The organism is Hymenobacter gummosus (genome assembly GCF_003970915.1).
Lineage (GTDB): Bacteria > Bacteroidota > Bacteroidia > Cytophagales > Hymenobacteraceae > Solirubrum > Solirubrum gummosum.
In genome coordinates this window covers 12,658-28,626 of record NZ_RXOF01000001.1, presented here as the reverse complement: position 1 = coordinate 28,626, position 15,969 = coordinate 12,658, and the positions used below count along the sequence as shown (strand labels likewise).

11 protein-coding genes are annotated in these 15,969 nt (G+C 66.7%); 9 read left to right on the top strand and 2 right to left on the bottom strand.

All coding sequences use genetic code 11. The features are described 5' to 3' along the window. Nucleotides 1-36 precede the first annotated feature (36 nt). From EJV47_RS00100 to EJV47_RS00090, 3 genes are all read left to right on the top strand, one after another. The gene (locus EJV47_RS00100; protein ID WP_126691119.1) at nt 37-351 is read left to right on the top strand and encodes an FtsB family cell division protein; all 315 of its coding nucleotides are present in this window, start codon (nt 37-39) and stop codon (nt 349-351) included. A gap of 129 nt (nt 352-480) precedes the next feature. Continuing rightward, nucleotides 481-4,488 (top strand): CARDB domain-containing protein, encoded by a 4,008-nt coding sequence (locus EJV47_RS00095; RefSeq protein WP_126691118.1) that lies wholly within the window; start codon nt 481-483, stop codon nt 4,486-4,488. A gap of 113 nt (nt 4,489-4,601) precedes the next feature. Next, nucleotides 4,602-5,027: a hypothetical protein gene (locus tag EJV47_RS00090; RefSeq protein WP_126691117.1), complete on the top strand. Its 426-nt coding sequence runs from the start codon at nt 4,602-4,604 to the stop codon at nt 5,025-5,027. 36 nt (nt 5,028-5,063) lie between these two features. Here the strand turns inward: EJV47_RS00090 and EJV47_RS00085 are convergent, their stop codons facing one another. After that, a complete protein-coding gene (locus EJV47_RS00085; protein ID WP_126691116.1) occupies nt 5,064-6,269 on the bottom strand; it encodes an anhydro-N-acetylmuramic acid kinase in 1,206 nt (401 codons plus the stop codon). Between the two features lie 61 nt (nt 6,270-6,330). On the opposite strand from EJV47_RS00085, the gene EJV47_RS00080 reads away from it, so the two are divergent. Both EJV47_RS00080 and EJV47_RS00075 read left to right on the top strand, forming a co-directional pair. After that, nucleotides 6,331-6,951, top strand: coding sequence for a YdeI/OmpD-associated family protein (locus EJV47_RS00080; RefSeq protein WP_126691115.1), 621 nt, complete (start codon nt 6,331-6,333; stop codon nt 6,949-6,951). A gap of 299 nt (nt 6,952-7,250) precedes the next feature. After that, nucleotides 7,251-8,111, top strand: coding sequence for an aldo/keto reductase (locus EJV47_RS00075; RefSeq protein WP_126691114.1), 861 nt, complete (start codon nt 7,251-7,253; stop codon nt 8,109-8,111). Between the two features lie 80 nt (nt 8,112-8,191). Here EJV47_RS00075 and hscA read toward each other — a convergent pair whose 3' ends face one another. Then, nucleotides 8,192-10,051: a Fe-S protein assembly chaperone HscA gene (gene hscA / locus EJV47_RS00070; RefSeq protein ID WP_126691113.1), complete on the bottom strand. Its 1,860-nt coding sequence runs from the start codon at nt 10,049-10,051 to the stop codon at nt 8,192-8,194. A gap of 208 nt (nt 10,052-10,259) precedes the next feature. On the opposite strand from hscA, the gene EJV47_RS00065 reads away from it, so the two are divergent. The 4 genes from EJV47_RS00065 to EJV47_RS00050 all read left to right on the top strand — a co-directional run bounded on the left by EJV47_RS00065 (nt 10,260) and on the right by EJV47_RS00050 (nt 15,769). Next, nucleotides 10,260-11,126 carry a murein L,D-transpeptidase catalytic domain family protein gene (locus EJV47_RS00065; RefSeq protein WP_165903555.1) on the top strand — a complete coding sequence of 289 codons (867 nt, stop codon included), beginning with the start codon at nt 10,260-10,262 and terminating at the stop codon, nt 11,124-11,126. 362 nt (nt 11,127-11,488) lie between these two features. After that, the gene (locus EJV47_RS00060; RefSeq protein WP_126691111.1) at nt 11,489-13,603 is read left to right on the top strand and encodes a DUF4331 family protein; all 2,115 of its coding nucleotides are present in this window, start codon (nt 11,489-11,491) and stop codon (nt 13,601-13,603) included. A gap of 114 nt (nt 13,604-13,717) precedes the next feature. Beyond that, nucleotides 13,718-15,055, top strand: a complete 1,338-nt coding sequence (locus tag EJV47_RS00055; protein WP_126691110.1) for a tetratricopeptide repeat protein — start codon at nt 13,718-13,720, stop codon at nt 15,053-15,055. A gap of 24 nt (nt 15,056-15,079) precedes the next feature. Beyond that, entirely contained in the window at nt 15,080-15,769 is a 690-nt protein-coding gene (locus tag EJV47_RS00050; protein ID WP_126691109.1) for a HupE/UreJ family protein, read from the top strand. Nucleotides 15,770-15,969: the final 200 nt, after the last annotated feature.

Here is a 15,969-nt window from a genome sequence, read left to right as displayed (position 1 = left end):
AATGCCCGTACTTTGTAGGAATCAGTTCTGATGCCCATGCAGTTCACCGACGTGTTCAACCGTGTACCGCGCTTTTTGCGCAGCTTCTACTTCATTACGGGCGTGGCCTTCCTGGGGTGGATGCTGCTGTTTGACGCCAATGATTTGCTGAAGCAGTACGAGATGTACAGCAAATACCGGGAGCTGCAGGAGCAGAAAGAATATTACACCGGCAAGATCGAGGAGGTAAAGCAGGACCGGGCCGAGCTGCTCAGCAGCCCCGAAATGCTGGAGAAGTTTGCCCGGGAGAAATACGTGATGAAACGGCCCGGGGAGGATGTTTTCCTTCTCGTACCGGCCGAGGAAGAATAAGCGTTGTTGGCCTTTGTCGGTATCGTTTTGGAAGTAACTTAGAGCGTGGATTCAACCCCACGCTTTTTTTGTGCTTTTCCGGGCCTAAGGTCGGCGGCACCTACAATATCCTTCTTCTTTTCATTGGTCATGAAACACTTGTACAAGCTGGGCTGGCTGTGCGCCGGCATGTTGTGGCTGTTGCTGGCGGGCCTACCCAGCTACGGCCAGGGGCAGGGCTACCAGATGCCCACCACGGGCACCACCGACGTGACGGCGTGCAGCGGTATTCTGTACGACGACGGCGGCCTCGGCGGCAACTACTCGCCCAACGCCGACGGCGTGACGATTCTGCGCCCCAGCAGCGGCAGCCGCATCCAGCTGCAGTTTACCGCCTTCGAGACGGAGGCATTCTTCGACCGGCTGACCATCTACGACGGCGCCAGCACCAACGACCCCATCCTGGGCATCTACGACGGCACCGGCAGCCCGGGCACGGTGGTGGCCTCCAACCCCGGCGGGGTGCTGACGGTGCGCCTGACCAGTGACGGGGTGAGCAACCTGCCCGGCTTTGCCGCCACCATCAGCTGCGTGCCGCTGGCGCCGCTGCCCGATTTGCAGCCGCAGGGCCCCGCCCTGACGCCGCTGACCGTGGCGGCGGGCGGCACCATATCGGCTACCGTGACCATTTTCAACCGCTCGGTATCGGCGGCCAGCAGCAGCTCGGTGGGCTATTACCTCTCCACCAACGCGACCCTCGACGCCACCGACCAGCTGCTGACCAGCACGCTGGGCGGGCCATTACCGGCCAATCAGGCCAGCACGCGCTTGGCCAACGTGACCATTCCGGCCGGTACGGCCAACGGCAACTACTTCCTGCTGTTTGTGGCCGACTTCCAGAATGCGGTCAGTGAGTCGAACGAGCAGAACAACGTGGTAGCCGCCTCCTTCACGGTGGTGCCGGTGGGTGTGGATTTGGTCATCCAGAATCCGTTTGCGACGCCGACCATTACCTCGCCCGGCACCCCGATGACCCTGAACAGCGTCATTCGTAACCTGGGCACTACCACCGCCAGCAGCAGCACGGTGGGCTACTACCTCTCGACCAACAATACCCTGGATGCTGCCGACCAGCTGCTGACCAGCAGCACCGGCGGACCGCTGCTGGCGTTGGGCGCGGAAGTACGCCAAGCCACGGCTACCATACCGGCGGGCACAACGCCCGGCACGTATTTTCTGCTGTTCGTGGCCGACCCGCAGAACGTGGTGGGCGAAACCAACGAGCAGAACAACGTGGCGGTGCTGCAGATAAGCGTGGTGACGCCCAGCGTCGATTTGACCGTTTCGCAGCCCAGCAGCCCCCTCACGGCGCCGGCGGGCGGCTCGTTCCTGGCTTCGGCCCTGCTCACCAACCTGGGCAATACCACGGCCAGCACCAGCAATATGGGCGTGTACCTCTCGACCAATGCCACCCTCGACGCCGGCGACCAGCTGCTGGTAACGGCTATTGGTGGGCAGCTCGGGGGCGGGCAGAGTATCTTCCGCAGCGCCACGGCCACCATTCCGGCCGGCACCGCCCTGGGCAACTACTTCCTGCTGTTCGTGGCCGACCCGCAGAACACCGTCAGCGAAACCAACGAGCAGAACAACCTGATCAGCCGTACGCTGACCGTGGCCGCTCCGTCGGTGGACCTGCAGGTTCAGCAAGTCAGCCTGAGCCCGACACTAACGGTGGCGGGCGCCAACGTGAGTGTCTTTGTCTCCGTCGTAAACGTGGGCAACGTTGCCTCCCCGGCCTCCACGGTGGGCTATTACTTCTCGACCAACAATACCCTGGACGCCGCCGACCAGCCGCTGACCACCTCGACGCTGGCGCCCATGCCGGCGGGGGCCTTGTTCTCGACCAACGGCACTGTGACGGTCCCGGCGGGTACTGCGCCGGGCACCTACTTCATTCTGGGCGTCGCCGACCATACTAACCAGATCAACGAGCCGAACGAGCAGAACAACGTGGGCGCGGCCGCCCTGACGGTGGTGGTGCCGCGCGTGGATTTGCAGGTGGTGCAGGCCGCCCTGAACCCGCTGGCCACCACGGCCGGAGGCACCGTGAACGTGTTCAGCACGGTGACCAACGTGGGCAACACTCCCGCGCCGGTGTCGACGCTGGGCTACTACCTGTCGACCAACAACACCCTGGATGCCGCTGACATAGCCATCGGGCAGACGACCGTGCAGTCAATCAACGCCAACGGCTTCGCCAGCCCGGCGGCGCTGCTGACCATTCCGGCCGGCACGGCGGCCGGGGCTTACTTCGTGCTGTTCGTGGCGGATGCCCCCAACGCCATCAGCGAAATCAACGAGCAAAACAACGTGGCGGCCGCGGCGCTCAGCATCGTGCTGCCCGGTGTAGACCTGATTGTGAGTCAGGCGGCCCTGGCGCGCAACGCGGTGTCGGCAGGTGGCACCCTGGCGGCCAACGGCAACATCTTCAACCAGGGCACTACCACTGCCGCCAGCAGCGCCTTGGGCTACTACCTCTCCACCGACAACGTACTCAACAGCGCCGACGTGCTGCTGACCACGGTGCCGGGCGGGGCGCTGACGGCTGGTTCGGGCGGTGTGCGCGGAGCGACGCTGACCATCCCCGCCGCTACCACCCCGGGCAACTACTTTGTGCTGTTGGTGGCCGATCCGCTGAACGCCGTGAGCGAAACCAACGAGCAAAACAACGTGGCCTCGGTGCCCCTGACGGTGACGCCGCCCTTCAGCGGTACCGTTATTCCGTTTAGCGGCACGGCCACGCTTACCTCCTGCGGCACCACCATCTACGACCACGGCGGCACCGGCGTGTACTCCGATAACGCCAACGGCTCCCTGACGATTTCGCCCGCCACGGCCGGGGCCCGGGTACGCGTCACCATCCGCACCTTCGACACCGAGAGCGGGTTTGACTTCCTGAACATCTACGACGGGCCCACGACCAGCAGCCCGCTGCTGGCCTCGTACAACGGCTCGGTGGCGCCGGGCACGGCCGTCACGGCTACCAACGCCGCCGGGGTGCTAACCATGCAGTTCATCACCGACGTGAGCGTGGTGCGCGACGGGTTCGAGGCCGTAATATCGTGCGTAGGCGGGGGCGGCACCGGGGCGCCCGATCTGCTGGTGCAGCAGCCCACCGCCTCGCCGCTGACGCTGGGCGCTGGCTCGGCCCTGAGCGTGGGGAGCATCATCCGCAACCAGGGCACCAACGATGCCAGCAGCAGCTCGGTGGGCTACTACCTCTCCACCAACACCATCCTGGATGCCGGCGACGTACTGCTGGGCACCAGCACCGGGGGCTTGCTGGCGGCCGGGGCCACGGCCAACCGTTCGGGCTCGTTCACGGTGCCCGCGGCCACGGCGGCCGGCACGTACCGCCTGCTGGTGGTAGCCGACCCGCAGAACACGGTGACGGAATCGGATGAGCAGAACAACGTAACCGTGTTTGCCAGCTCCATCACCGTCACGGCCGCAGGTGTCGATTTGGCGGTGTCGCAGCTGACGGTGCTGCCCTCACCGGTGCGGGCCGGGGGCACCATTGCCGTCACGGCCTTCCACGAAAACCTGGGTACGGCCGCCGCCGCCGCGCACACCATCGGCGTGTACCTCTCCACCAATACCACGCTGGATGCCGGCGACGTGCTGCTGACCAGCAGCAGCGTGGGCAGCATGGCGGCCGGCTTCGGCATTACCCGCGTGCTGTCGGGCATCAGCATTCCGTCCGGCACGGCGCCCGGGCCCTACTTCGTGCTGTTCGTGGCCGACTCGCAGAACGCCGTGAGCGAAACCAACGAGCAGAACAACGTGGCCAGCCTCGCGCTGCGCGTCGACCCGGGGCTGGCCGTGCGCGAGCAGGCCGCCGGCTACGCCATTCAGCTGCTGCCCAACCCCACGGCTACCGGCAGCTTTGAGGTCCGGTTTGAGGGCGCGGGCGCAACGCAGGTGGCCGAGCTGACCCTCTACAACAGCCTGGGCCAGCGCGTAAGTCAGCAGCCGCTGACACTGCGCGGCACCGCCGCCCGGGCCGTTGTCAGCACCCAGGCGCTGAGCCACGGCGTGTATACGCTGCGCATCACCGGCCAAAACCTGCACGTGGTGCGCCGCGTGGTGGTGGAGTAAGCGCGCGGCCCCTACAGCGGCCCCGCCATCGGCAGCACTGCTCCGAATGGCGGGGCCGCTTGTTTTTGGGCCTGAGTCGGCACTTTGGCGCGGTAGCTGCGTTTAGCCTGCTGATGAACTACCACTGGCTCCGTCGGCTGCTGCCGCTGTTGTTGCTGGGCTTGCTGTGGCTGCCGGCCTCGGCCGGACCGCCCGCGCAGGCCTTCCTGGCGCGGCAGTTTCTGCTGGCCGTGCTGCAGGGGCGCTTCGGGGTGGCCTACGAGCTGCTGGCCCCCGAAACCAGGCAGCAGCTGAGCCGGCAGCAGTTTCGGCAGGCGGCCGCGCCGCTGTACCAGCGCGGGCAGCAGGCCGGCCCGAGCATCGAGCTGTACCGGCTGGGCCTGCGCCTGGGCGAAAACGACGACGCGCGCTGGTTTTACGCCTTCACCTTCCGCAGCGACTCCGCCGCGGCTGCCCCCGCGCAGCTCGATGTGACCTTCCGCGACTCCGCCGCCACGCAGGTGCTGGAGTTTCGGCTGGTACCGGGCAAGGTGAAGTAAGGCCAGCGGCTAGCAGTCAAACGCATTTTCTTACACCTAGCCCGGCAGGGAAATCTTGCCCATGTGCACCGCCGGCACGCGCTGCCGCCCGGCCCCGATGGCCACGGCCGAGCCGGCCAGGGCCTCGTTGGCCAGCACCGCGAAGAGCACGGCTTCTTTGGCGTCGGGCAGCACGCCCAGGGCCTGGGTATCGGCGAAGGAGCAGCCGGGCAGGCGCCGGGCAATGGCTTGCATGAGCGTGGGATTGTGCATGCCGCCGCCGCTGCTGTACACCGCCGCCTGCGGCGCGGGGCCGAATGCCAAGTGCGCGGCCCGCGCAATGCCCTCGGCGCTCAATTCCGTCAGCGTGGCCAGCAAATCGGTGGGGGAGAGGCTGGCGGTGCCGCTGCGTTGCTGGGCGGCGCGCACGTAGTCGGGCGAAAACAGCTCCGGGCCGGTGGTTTTGGGCAGGGAGGCGGCGAAGAAAGGGTGGTCGAGCAGGGCGGCCAGCAGGGGGGCATTGGGCGTGCCGGCGGCGGCCAGCTGCCCGTCGGGGTCGTAGCTGTGCGCGGGGTAGTGCTGGCGCACGAAGGCGTCGAGCAGGGTGTTGCCGGGGCCCACGTCGGTGCTGAATACGGCCGCGGCGTCGAGCGAGGCGGGCAGGTAGGTGAAGTTGGCAATGCCGCCCAGGTTGAGCAGCAGCCGGTCTTCCTGGGGGCTGCTGAACAGCAGGTAGTCGCCGTAGACGGCCAGCGGGGCGCCTTCGCCGCCGGCGGCAATGTGCTTCTGCCGAAAGTCGCTCAGGGTAATGATGCCGGTGCGCACGGCCAGGTGGTCCCCGTCGCCGATTTGCAGGGTGGCATTCAGCGGGTACTCGGGGCGTTGGTGCTGGTGGGCGGGGGCGTGGTACACCGTCTGCCCGTGGCTGGCCACCGCATCAATTTCCGCCGGGCGGAGGCCCCAGGCGCGCAGGCAGTCGAGCACCAGCTGGCCGTGCAGGGCGCCAATCCAGGCGTTGAGCAGCGTCAGCTCTTCCAAGGACACTTCGGCCCGGGCAAACACCCGCCGGATACGCTGGCGCACCTCGTCGGCGTAGGGCACGGTGGCAAACTGCTCCAGCGTGAGCCGGGTGCCCGCGCCGCTGCCTTCCAGGCGGCACAGGGCCACGTCGAGGCCGTCGAGCGAGGTGCCGGACATCAGGCCGATGAGGCGGCGGCTGGGCTGCTGGGCAATGCGGAGCAGGCGGGCAAGGTGCGGGTTCATGCCGGTGAAGGTACGCCGCGGAGGATGCTGTATCTTCCGGCGCTACCAACGCGCTGCCGCCATGCCCGCCAAAACCGCCCTCGCCGACCTACCCCAGCTGCCCTGCGCTACCCGCGCCGAGTGGCGCCGCTGGCTGGAAGAACACCACGCCACCGCGGCCGGCGTCTGGCTGGTGTACCACAAGAAAGCCAGCGGGCAGCCCAGCATCAGCTGGGCCGAGGCGGTGGAAGAGGCGCTGTGCTTCGGCTGGATTGACTCCAAGGCGGTGACCATCGACGCGCACCGCTACAAACAGGTGTTTTCGCCCCGCAAGCCCCGTAGCGTGTGGTCGAAAATCAACAAGGGCTACGTGGAGCGGCTGCTGGCCGCGGGCCTGATGCGGCCCGCCGGGCTGCGCGCCGTGGAGCTGGCCCGGCAAAACGGCTCCTGGGCGGCTATCGACTCCTCAGAAAACCTGGAAGTGCCCGCCGATTTGGCCGACGCGCTGGCTGCCGACGCGGAAGCTGCCCGCAACTTCGCCGCCCTGAGCCCCTCGCGCCGCAAGATGTGCCTGCAGAACCTGCTGGCCGCCAAACGCCCCGAAACCCGCGCCCGGCGCATTGCCGACATCGTGCAGCTGGCCCGGCAGACGCCGCCGAAGGGGCGGAAGGCAGGTAAAGATTCCGTAGACGGGGTGGAGTAGGGACCCCAGAACGTCATGTCGAGCTTGTCGAGACATCTCGCTGGATAGTATTGTCAGGCTGAGCGGAGTCGAAGCATCTCTACCGAACAATGAAGCGGAAGAGATGCTTCGACTCCGCTCAGCCTGACGTTCTTTTTTCCTTCAACGTCAGCACGCGAGATGTCTCGACTTCGCTCGACATGACGCCCTGAGTTGGTTCTACAGGACGCTCCAACAAGCCCGACCGTAAGCATTTTGCCCGCTGGCCGGTTATACACCACGGCCCCGCTTCCGGTGGCCGCTCACGCAACCTTATTCCAATGGCCGACCCGACCAGCAACACCGTTTCGAAAACTTTCGCCCTCGGCGGCGACCTGACCATCAACCGCATGGGCTACGGCGCCATGCGCATCACCGGCGACGGTATCTGGGGCCCGCCCCAGGACCACGACGAGTCTATCCGGGTGCTGCGCCGGGCCGTGGAGCTGGGCGTCAACTTCATCGACACGGCCGACAGCTACGGCCCGCACGTGTCAGAAGAGCTGATTGCCGAAGCCCTGCACCCCTACGCCGACGGCCTCATCATTGGCACCAAGGGCGGCTTGCTGCGCACCGGCCCTAACCAGTGGCCCATCGACGCCAGCCCCAAGCGCCTGGAAGAAGCCCTGCACGGCAGCCTCCGGCGCCTGAAGCAGGAGCGCATCGACCTCTACCAGCTGCACCGCATCGACCCCAAGGTGCCGGCCGAAGAAACCTTCCGGTGGCTGCAGGAGCAGCAGCAAAAGGGCCTGGTGCGCCACATCGGCCTGTCCGAAGTCAGCGTGGACGACATCAAGAAGGCCCAGGAGTTTTTCCCGGTGGTGTCGGTGCAGAACATGTACAGCGTGGACAACCGCAAGTGGGAAGACGAGCTGAACTTCTGCCAGGAGCACAACATTGCTTTCATTCCCTGGTACCCGCTGGCCGGCGGCAACCAGGACGCGCTCAATAAGCTCACCGGCATCGGGCAGCGCCTGGGCGCCAGCCCGCAGCAGGTGGCCCTGGCCTGGCTGCTGCACCGCGCCCCCAACATCCTGCTCATTCCCGGCACCTCCAAGGTGAAGCACCTGGAGGAAAACGTGAAAGCCGCCGATATTCAGCTCACGGCCGAGGATCTGGCCGCGCTGGATAAGCTGGGGTAGGCCGAGTACTGCCCGCACCAAACGAAAACGGCCCCGCAACGCTGCGTTGCGGGGCCGTTTTGCTGGGGCTCGAATGGCTGCTAGATAATCTTCTTGCCCGACATGGCCTGCTTGATGCTGATTTGCATCACCCGCTCGGCGAAGGGGCGGGTCAGCTCCTCCAGCTCATCCACGGCGCGGTAGATGGCGTCCTTGTCGCCGGAGCCAAGTACCTGGCGCAGGGCCTCGGCTTTCTGGCGCGTCTGGCCGATTTCGTCCTCGGTCAGGTGCTGGCCGTTGGTCTGGATGAAGCGGTCCACCTGGTAGAGCATCTGCTCGGCAGCGGTGCGGGCCTCGATGACCATGCGGGCGGCCACGTCGTCCTTGGCGTGCACCAAGGAGTCCATCAGCATCTGCTCCACCTGCTCGTCGGTGAGGCCGTACTGGGGCTTGATTTCCACGCTCTGCTTGGTGCCGGAGCGCAATTCGATGGCTTCGACTTTCAGAATGCCGTCGGCGTTCAGGATGAAGTTGACGTCGATTTTGGGCAGACCGGCGGGCATGGCCGGGATGCCGCGCAGGTCAAACTCGGCCAGCTTGCGGTTTTCCTTCACCAGGTCCCGCTCGCCCTGAAACACCGAAATCTTCATGTTCACCTGCCCGTCGACGGAGGTGGTATACTGGCGGCCGGCCTTGGTCGGAATCTTGGAGTTGCGCGGGATAATCGGGTCCATGAGCCCGCCCATCGTCTCGATGCCCAGCGTCAAGGGTGTCACGTCGAGCAGCAGGATGTCGCGGCGGTTGCCGGCCAGGATGTCGGCCTGGATAGCGGCGCCCAGGGCTACCACTTCATCGGGGTTGAGCGAGTTGTTGGCCGGCTGCCCGAAGAACTGCGACACCGAATCGTAGACCAGCGGCACGCGGGTGGAGCCGCCCACCAGCAGCACCGCGTCGAGCTTATCGGCGGTGAGCTTGGCATCGGTCAGGGCTTGGCGGCAGGCGGCCAGGGTGCGGTCGACCAGCGGCTGCACCAGCTCGTTGAACTTGGCTTTGGTGAGCGGGAGGCGGGTGCCGTTGAAATCGGCGGTGAATTCTTCGTGCTGGCTGAGCTGCTTTTTGGCTTCCTCGGCCAGCAGACGCAGCTGCTGCTGGGCGTTGGGGTTCTGAAACAGCATCGTCGAGAGCTGGTACTCGCCGGCCCAGTACTCGTAGATGGCGCGGTCGAGGTCGTCGCCGCCGAGGTAGGTGTCGCCGTTGGTGCTGAGCACCTCGAAGATGCCCTGGTGCAGGTGCAGGATGCTGATGTCGAAGGTGCCGCCGCCGAGGTCGTACACGGCCACCGTCTTTTCCTCTTCGGGCGAGAGGCCGATGCCGTAGGCCAGCGCGGCGGCCGTGGGCTCGTTGACGATGCGCAGCACCTCCAGCCCGGCTAGGCGGCCGGCGTCGCGGGTGGCCTGGCGCTGGGAGTCGTTGAAGTAGGCCGGCACGGTAATGACGGCCTTGTTCACCGGCGTCTTGAGCGCGTGCTCGGCCCGGTGGCGCAGCTCCTTGAGGATTTCGCTCGACAGCTCAATGGGGGAGTAGAAGCGGTCCGCCACCCGAATCTTCACCAGGCCCTCGGAGTCGTCGTCGATAACCTTGTAGCCCAGGTCGGCGGCGTGCGTGCCCAGGTCGCGGTAGGATTTGCCGAGCAGGCGCTTGACCGAGTAGATGGTGCGCTCCGGGGCGGTTTCGAGGTAATTCTTTGCGTCGGTGCCCACGATGGGGGCGGAGCCGTCGGCCGGGAAGTGCACCACCGAGGGCACGATGGTGCCGCGGCCCTGGTCGTTGATGGCAATGGGCTGGCGCGACTCCGGGTGGATGTAGGCGACGAGGCTGTTGGTGGTACCCAGGTCGATGCCGACGATGATTTCCTCCTGCTGAAGGGCGCCGGTAGACAGGTTGATGGAGACTTTGGCCATAGGACCGCGGGTGGGCTATGAGGGCGGGCAAGCGGCCGACGATGCGGGGCCGCCCGGAAATGGACTAAATTGCGGGTGCGGCCGGGGCTGAAACCCCAAGCCGCGCCGCGCTGAAAACATGCGTACCGACGGGCTGCCGCAGCGGCCGGGTCGGGGCGCAAAAGTACAACGGAAACCACCGCCGCCTGGGGCAGAATCTTTACCGCGTATGCGCAGCTTAACAACGCTGGCCGGCCTGGAGTTATCGGCACTGGCCGCTTTCGGCCCGCTGACGGGCTGCCAGTCGCCGGCGCCGGGCCAGGCACCGACCGTAGCCAGCGCCGTAGCGCCGGCTGCCGGCCCCGACCCGGTGCCCGCCGCGCCGCCCCGGCCGCTCGTCGCCAAGTGGCTGCCTCACCTGCCCGATTCGCTGCAGCCTGGCCCGGTAGCCGCGCTGCCGGGCGTGCCCGACTCGGTACACAGCGCCATGCAGGCCTTGCAGCAGCAGCTGGGCCCCGCAGCTGCCACCCTGCGCCCGGCCGTGCTGGAACGAGCGGTGCTGGGCTACCGGGAGCTGCGCCGGCAAGGGGAGCTGCGCGGTCCGCAGGTGTTGGCGGTGGCCGACATGGAGCTGCCTTCCTCCGAGCCCCGTCTCTGGGTTATCGACCTGAAGCGGCAACAGCTGCTGCTCCACAGTCACGTCACCCACGGCCGCGGCTCCGGCGGTTTGCGCGCCCGCCGCTTTTCCGACCGGCTGAAATCGGCGTGCACGGCGCTGGGCTTTTACCGCACCGGCGAGACGTACCAGGGCAAGCACGGCCTCTCGCGCCGCCTGCACGGGCTGGACAAGGGCCAGAACGGCCACGCGCTGCGCCGCTACGTGGTGCTGCACGCCGCCGACTACGCCAGCGCCGCCTACCTGCAGCAGCACGGGCAGCTGGGCAACAGCCGCGGCTGCCCCGCCCTGCCACCCGATAAGTACCGCGCCGTTATCGGCAGCCTGGCCGCGGGCAGCTGCCTGTTCATCTACGCTCCCGAGGCGGCGTATACTTCGGTCTGGCTGCCGGCGGATTCGGCGCCGCTGGCCCGCCGGTAAAGGCTTGGTTTTTACGGATTACGCGTTTGGCTGGCCTCGGTGAATAGTACCGCCGGGCCGGTGCAGAATTATATTTTCTTTCCCGCAATCCTTTGCTTTCGGCGCGCCGTATCTGACACCGAGCCGCAGGAGCCCGGCGCCTTCGCAGGTCCGCCTCCAGCTATAACTTCGCCGGTATCAGCGCTATTCACTGACCGGCTGCCGCACCGAGTTTATTCCTACCGCTTCGCAACGTGCGGGGCACCCTAGCACACCTGCCTTTTGCCCGCTTCGGGCAAGGGCCCTGCACTTATCCGGAACACCGCGACGGGCAACTCCGCCCGCCGGCAGCTTCATATTTCCCAACCAAACCCCCCAATCCTATGAAGAACGGTTTCCGCCCGTTATTCTTCCTGGGCTTGTCGGCCGCCGCGGCGCTGAGCGTCGTGGTCTACAGCGGGCAGCACGCCCCGCTGGAAGCCTCAAGCCACCGCGAAGCCCCGTTGATTGCCGACGACCCGCTGGCCGACAACACCGACCTCTACGCCTTCCGCTCGCCGGACGACGACTCCAAGATTACCATCATTGCCAACTACATTCCGCTGGAGCTGCCCCAGGGCGGGCCGAACTACAACACGTTCGGGGAAAACGTCCGCTACGAAATCCACATCAAGAACCGCCCCACCAGCACCAGCGACGATATAACCTACCGCTTCACCTTTACGCGCGTCAACCAGGACCCGACCACCTTCTTCAACATCCGGCTCGGGCAGCAAAACCTGAAAACCACCTACACGCTGGAGCAGAGCCTGGCCGGCGCGGCCTTCACCACGCTCGTAACCAACGGTGTAGTGCCGCCGCCCAACGTAGGTCCGCGCTCCATCACCAGCGCCGCCGGCCTGGGCGCTGCTTCCTACAACGCCCTCATGACCGGCGCCATTCAAACGCTGGGTAACGGCATGAAGGTCTTCTGCGGCCCCACCGACGACCCGTTCTTCGTGGATCTGGGCGGCATCTTCGACCTGGGCGGCGTACGCGCCCCAGGCCAGGCCCGCGACGGGGTGGCGCGCAAGAACACCCACGCCATTGCCCTGCAGATTCCCATCAACATGCTGCAGAAGGATGGCAAAACCGCCGCGCAGGCCGTCAACATCCTCGACTCGGACTTCGTCATCGGGGTGTGGGCCTCGGCCAGCCGCCCGGCCCTGCGTACCCTGAACACCAACGGCACCCAGACGCACTCGGGTAGCTGGGTGCAGGTGTCGCGCATCGGCATGCCGCTGACCAACGAGGTTATCAACCCCATCGGCGCCAAGGATGCCTGGAACGCCACCACGCCTTACGCCGAAGCCGCCGCTACCGACGACTACCTGAGCAACCCCGAACTGGGCCTGTACATGGCCACCGGCCAGGCCAACGGGCAGACCTACTACGGCGCCGCCGTGCCCGGCCTGTCGGCCCTGCGCATTCAGTCGGCTTCGCTGGCCGGCAGCCCCGGCCTGCCCGCCCCGGGCTTCGACTTCCGCAACGGCGCCGCCGGCCTCTCGGGCCTGATTGGCAACTCGGCCCTGAACGGCACGGCCCTGGCCGCCAACGCCTACGGCCCCTACCTGCTGCGTGCCGGCAAGCCCCGCTCGGTGGACATTCTGCCCATTTTCCACACCGGGGTGCCCAACGCTATTCCCTACCAGCTGGCTACCGGCAAGACGGCGCGTAACCCGCTCACGGCCGGCAAGCCCTTTATCAACAACTTCCTGCTGGCCAACCCCACCGCCGCCAACCCCGGCGGCGACATGCTGCGCCTGAACATGGCCGTGCCCGTGACGCCGCGCAACTCCGCTGACTTCAGCTCCGAAGGCCTGCTGCAGGCCGCCGTGCTGGGCCTGACGGACTCGCGCTTCAACGCCAGCAACGCCCTGCAGGCCATTCCGAACATGGATGGCTTCCCGAACGGCCGCCGCCTCGAGGACGACGTGACGCGCATCGAGCTGCAGGCCGTGGGTGGCGCCGTACTGGCCGCCATTGGCCTCTTCTACGACGACTACACCGCCAGCACTGCCTCGCCGCTGACGCCGCAGCTGCTGGGCGTGGTAGGCTTCAACGCCGGCGTAACGGCCAACGATACCACGCTCAGAACCACCTTCCCCTTCGCCCAGACGCCCTGGAGCGGTACCAACGCCCAGCGCGTAGCCCTGGCTCAGCGCAGCGGCGGCCTCGGCCTGCAGCCCCAGGTGATGGTAGCCCAAGTGTACCCCAACCCCTTCGTGGCCGGGGCTACCATCCGCTACGAAACGGCGGTGCGCATGCCCATTACCATCACCATCGTGGACATGATGGGCCGCGAAATAGCTACGCCGGTGCGCAACAAAACGGTTAGCGCCGGGGTGCACGAGTACAAGTGGGAGCCCACCCGCCTGGCCGCGGGCGAGTACATTGCCGTGGTCAAAACCGGCAATACCACGCTGCAGTCGGTACACGTGCTGCACCGCAACGAGTAAGCTTATCGAAGTGGTACTACGACTCCCGGGTCGTAGTACCACTATCGTTGCTGACGGCTGCCGGTGCTACCGGACCAGCAAGGTCACTTTTTCGATTTTCCTCCTTTCCCCCTGATGTCTATAGCCCGACGCATACTCTACGCTTTGCTGCTGTGCGGTTTTGGCGTGTCGGTGGTGGCCATTGTGCTCAGCCGCCCCGACGCCCCGGTGCCGGCGCTGAAGGATCGGCACGGCTCGTTGGCCCTCGGCGGCGAGTGGCTGAACACCCGCCAGGCCGTGGGCGGTCTGCAGGACCGCCTGCGCCGCAACCCCGACGACCACGAAGCCCGCCTGCAGCTGGCCCAGGCCTACGTGCAGGAAAGCCGCATTACCGGCAACCACACCTACTACGACGCGGCCGCCCTGCAGCTGGTCGACCAGGTGCTCGACGCCCGCCCCGACGACTTCGAGGCGCTGTGCACCAAGGCCGTCATCAGCCTCTCGCAGCACCACTTCGGGCAGGGCCTGATGCTGGCCGAGCGCGCCGCCCAGCTGAATCCCTACAACGGCTTCGTGCAGGGCCTGCTCTGCGACGCGCACCTGGAGCTGGGCCATTACCCCGAGGCCGTGAAGGCGGCTGACCGCATGAACGAGCTGCGCCCCGATCTGCGGGCCTACTCCCGCGTGTCGTATCTGCGCGAAATCCACGGTGACGTGCCCGGCGCCCGGGAAGCCATGGATATGGCCGTGCGCGCCGGCGTGCCGGGGCTGGAGCAGACGGAGTGGTGCCGCGTGATGCTGGGCCGCCTGCACGAAAACGCCGGGCAGCTCACCGAGGCCGAAACCGTCTACCGCCAGGCCCTGGCCGCCCGCCCCGCCTACGCCTACGCCCAGGCCGGCCTGGCCCGCGTGGCCCGCGCCCGCGGCGACTACGCCACCGCCGTCGACCTACTGAAGCAGGCCCGCGCGCAGGTGCAGGACTTCGCCTTCGACGACGAGCTGACCGATTTGTACCGCCTGCGCCGCGAACCGGCCAAGGCCAAGGCTTCGGCGCTGGCCGTTATCAAGCAGCTGCAGGCCCACGCCAATACGGGCGACGAAAACGACGCCCAGGGCCACTACACCGACCGGGAGCTGGCCTACGCCTACCTGAAAGCCGGCGACCTGGACCGCGCCCTGCAGCACGCCCAGACCGAGTACGAGCGGCGCCCGGCCAACATCGACGTGTGCGAAACCATGGCCTGGGTGCACTACAAGCGCGGCGACTACGCTAAGGCCCAGCAGTACGTGCAGCAGGCCCTGCGCACCCGCTCCAGGAACCCGCAGCTGCTGTACCGCGCCGGCTGCATTGCCCTGCGCAACGGCGACGCGGCTGGCGGCCAGGCCCTGCTCCAGCAGGCCCGCGCCGCCAACCCCTACCTGCGCCCCGACCCCACCGACCACGATTCGCCGCTGCTGCTGGCCCGCCGCTAAGCCCCTGTGACCTTACGCGCTTCTATGCCCTCGTTTCGTCTGTTCCGCCGCGCTGCCGGCCTGCTGCCGCTGCTGCTCTTGCCGCTGCTGGCCGGGGCGCACCCGTTCAGCAACGTCGACATCAGCCGGCTGTCGGCCCCGCAGGCCGTGTGGGGCTACCTGCAGCTGGGCTTTCAGCACATCATCCCGCTCTCGGCCGACATGGCCTGGGGCCTCGACCACATTCTGTTCATCGTGAGCCTGTTCGTGCTGGAGCCGCGGCTGAAACCGGTCTTGCTGCAGGCCACGGCCTTCACGCTGGCCCACAGCATCACGCTGGGCCTGGCGGCGGCCGGGCTGATTTCGGCCCCGGCCGCGGTGGTGGAACCGCTGATTGCGCTGTCCATTTTGTTCGTGGCCCTCGAAAACCTGATTACCGACCGGCTGCGGCCCTGGCGGCTGGCGGTGGTGTTCGGTTTCGGGTTGCTGCACGGGCTGGGCTTCGCCGGCATCCTGCGCGACATCGGCCTGCCCCGGCACCTGTTCTTCGAGGCCCTGCTGAGCTTCAACCTGGGCGTGGAGCTGGGCCAGGTAGCCATCATCCTGCTCTGCTGGCTGGCGGTCGGCTGGTGGTCGGCCCGGCAGCCCTGGTACCGCCCGCGGGTGATGGTGCCGGCCTCCGTCGTCATTGCCCTGGTGGCCGGCTGGTGGACGGTGGAGCGGGTGTTTCTCTAGACAAATTGCCAACTGGTCGAATGATTAGATGGCGGGTCGTTTTGAACTGCTACCATTGTCAGATGGCTGATTGTTCTGGCGCTTTGCAAACAAGCGTAGGATTGCCGCCAGGAGGCGCCTGGGTTTAATTTCTCGCAGAGGTTCGCAGAGGGTTACGCAGGGTTTCGCAGAGTGCTGGCGGGTCAGTGCTGAATGCCTGC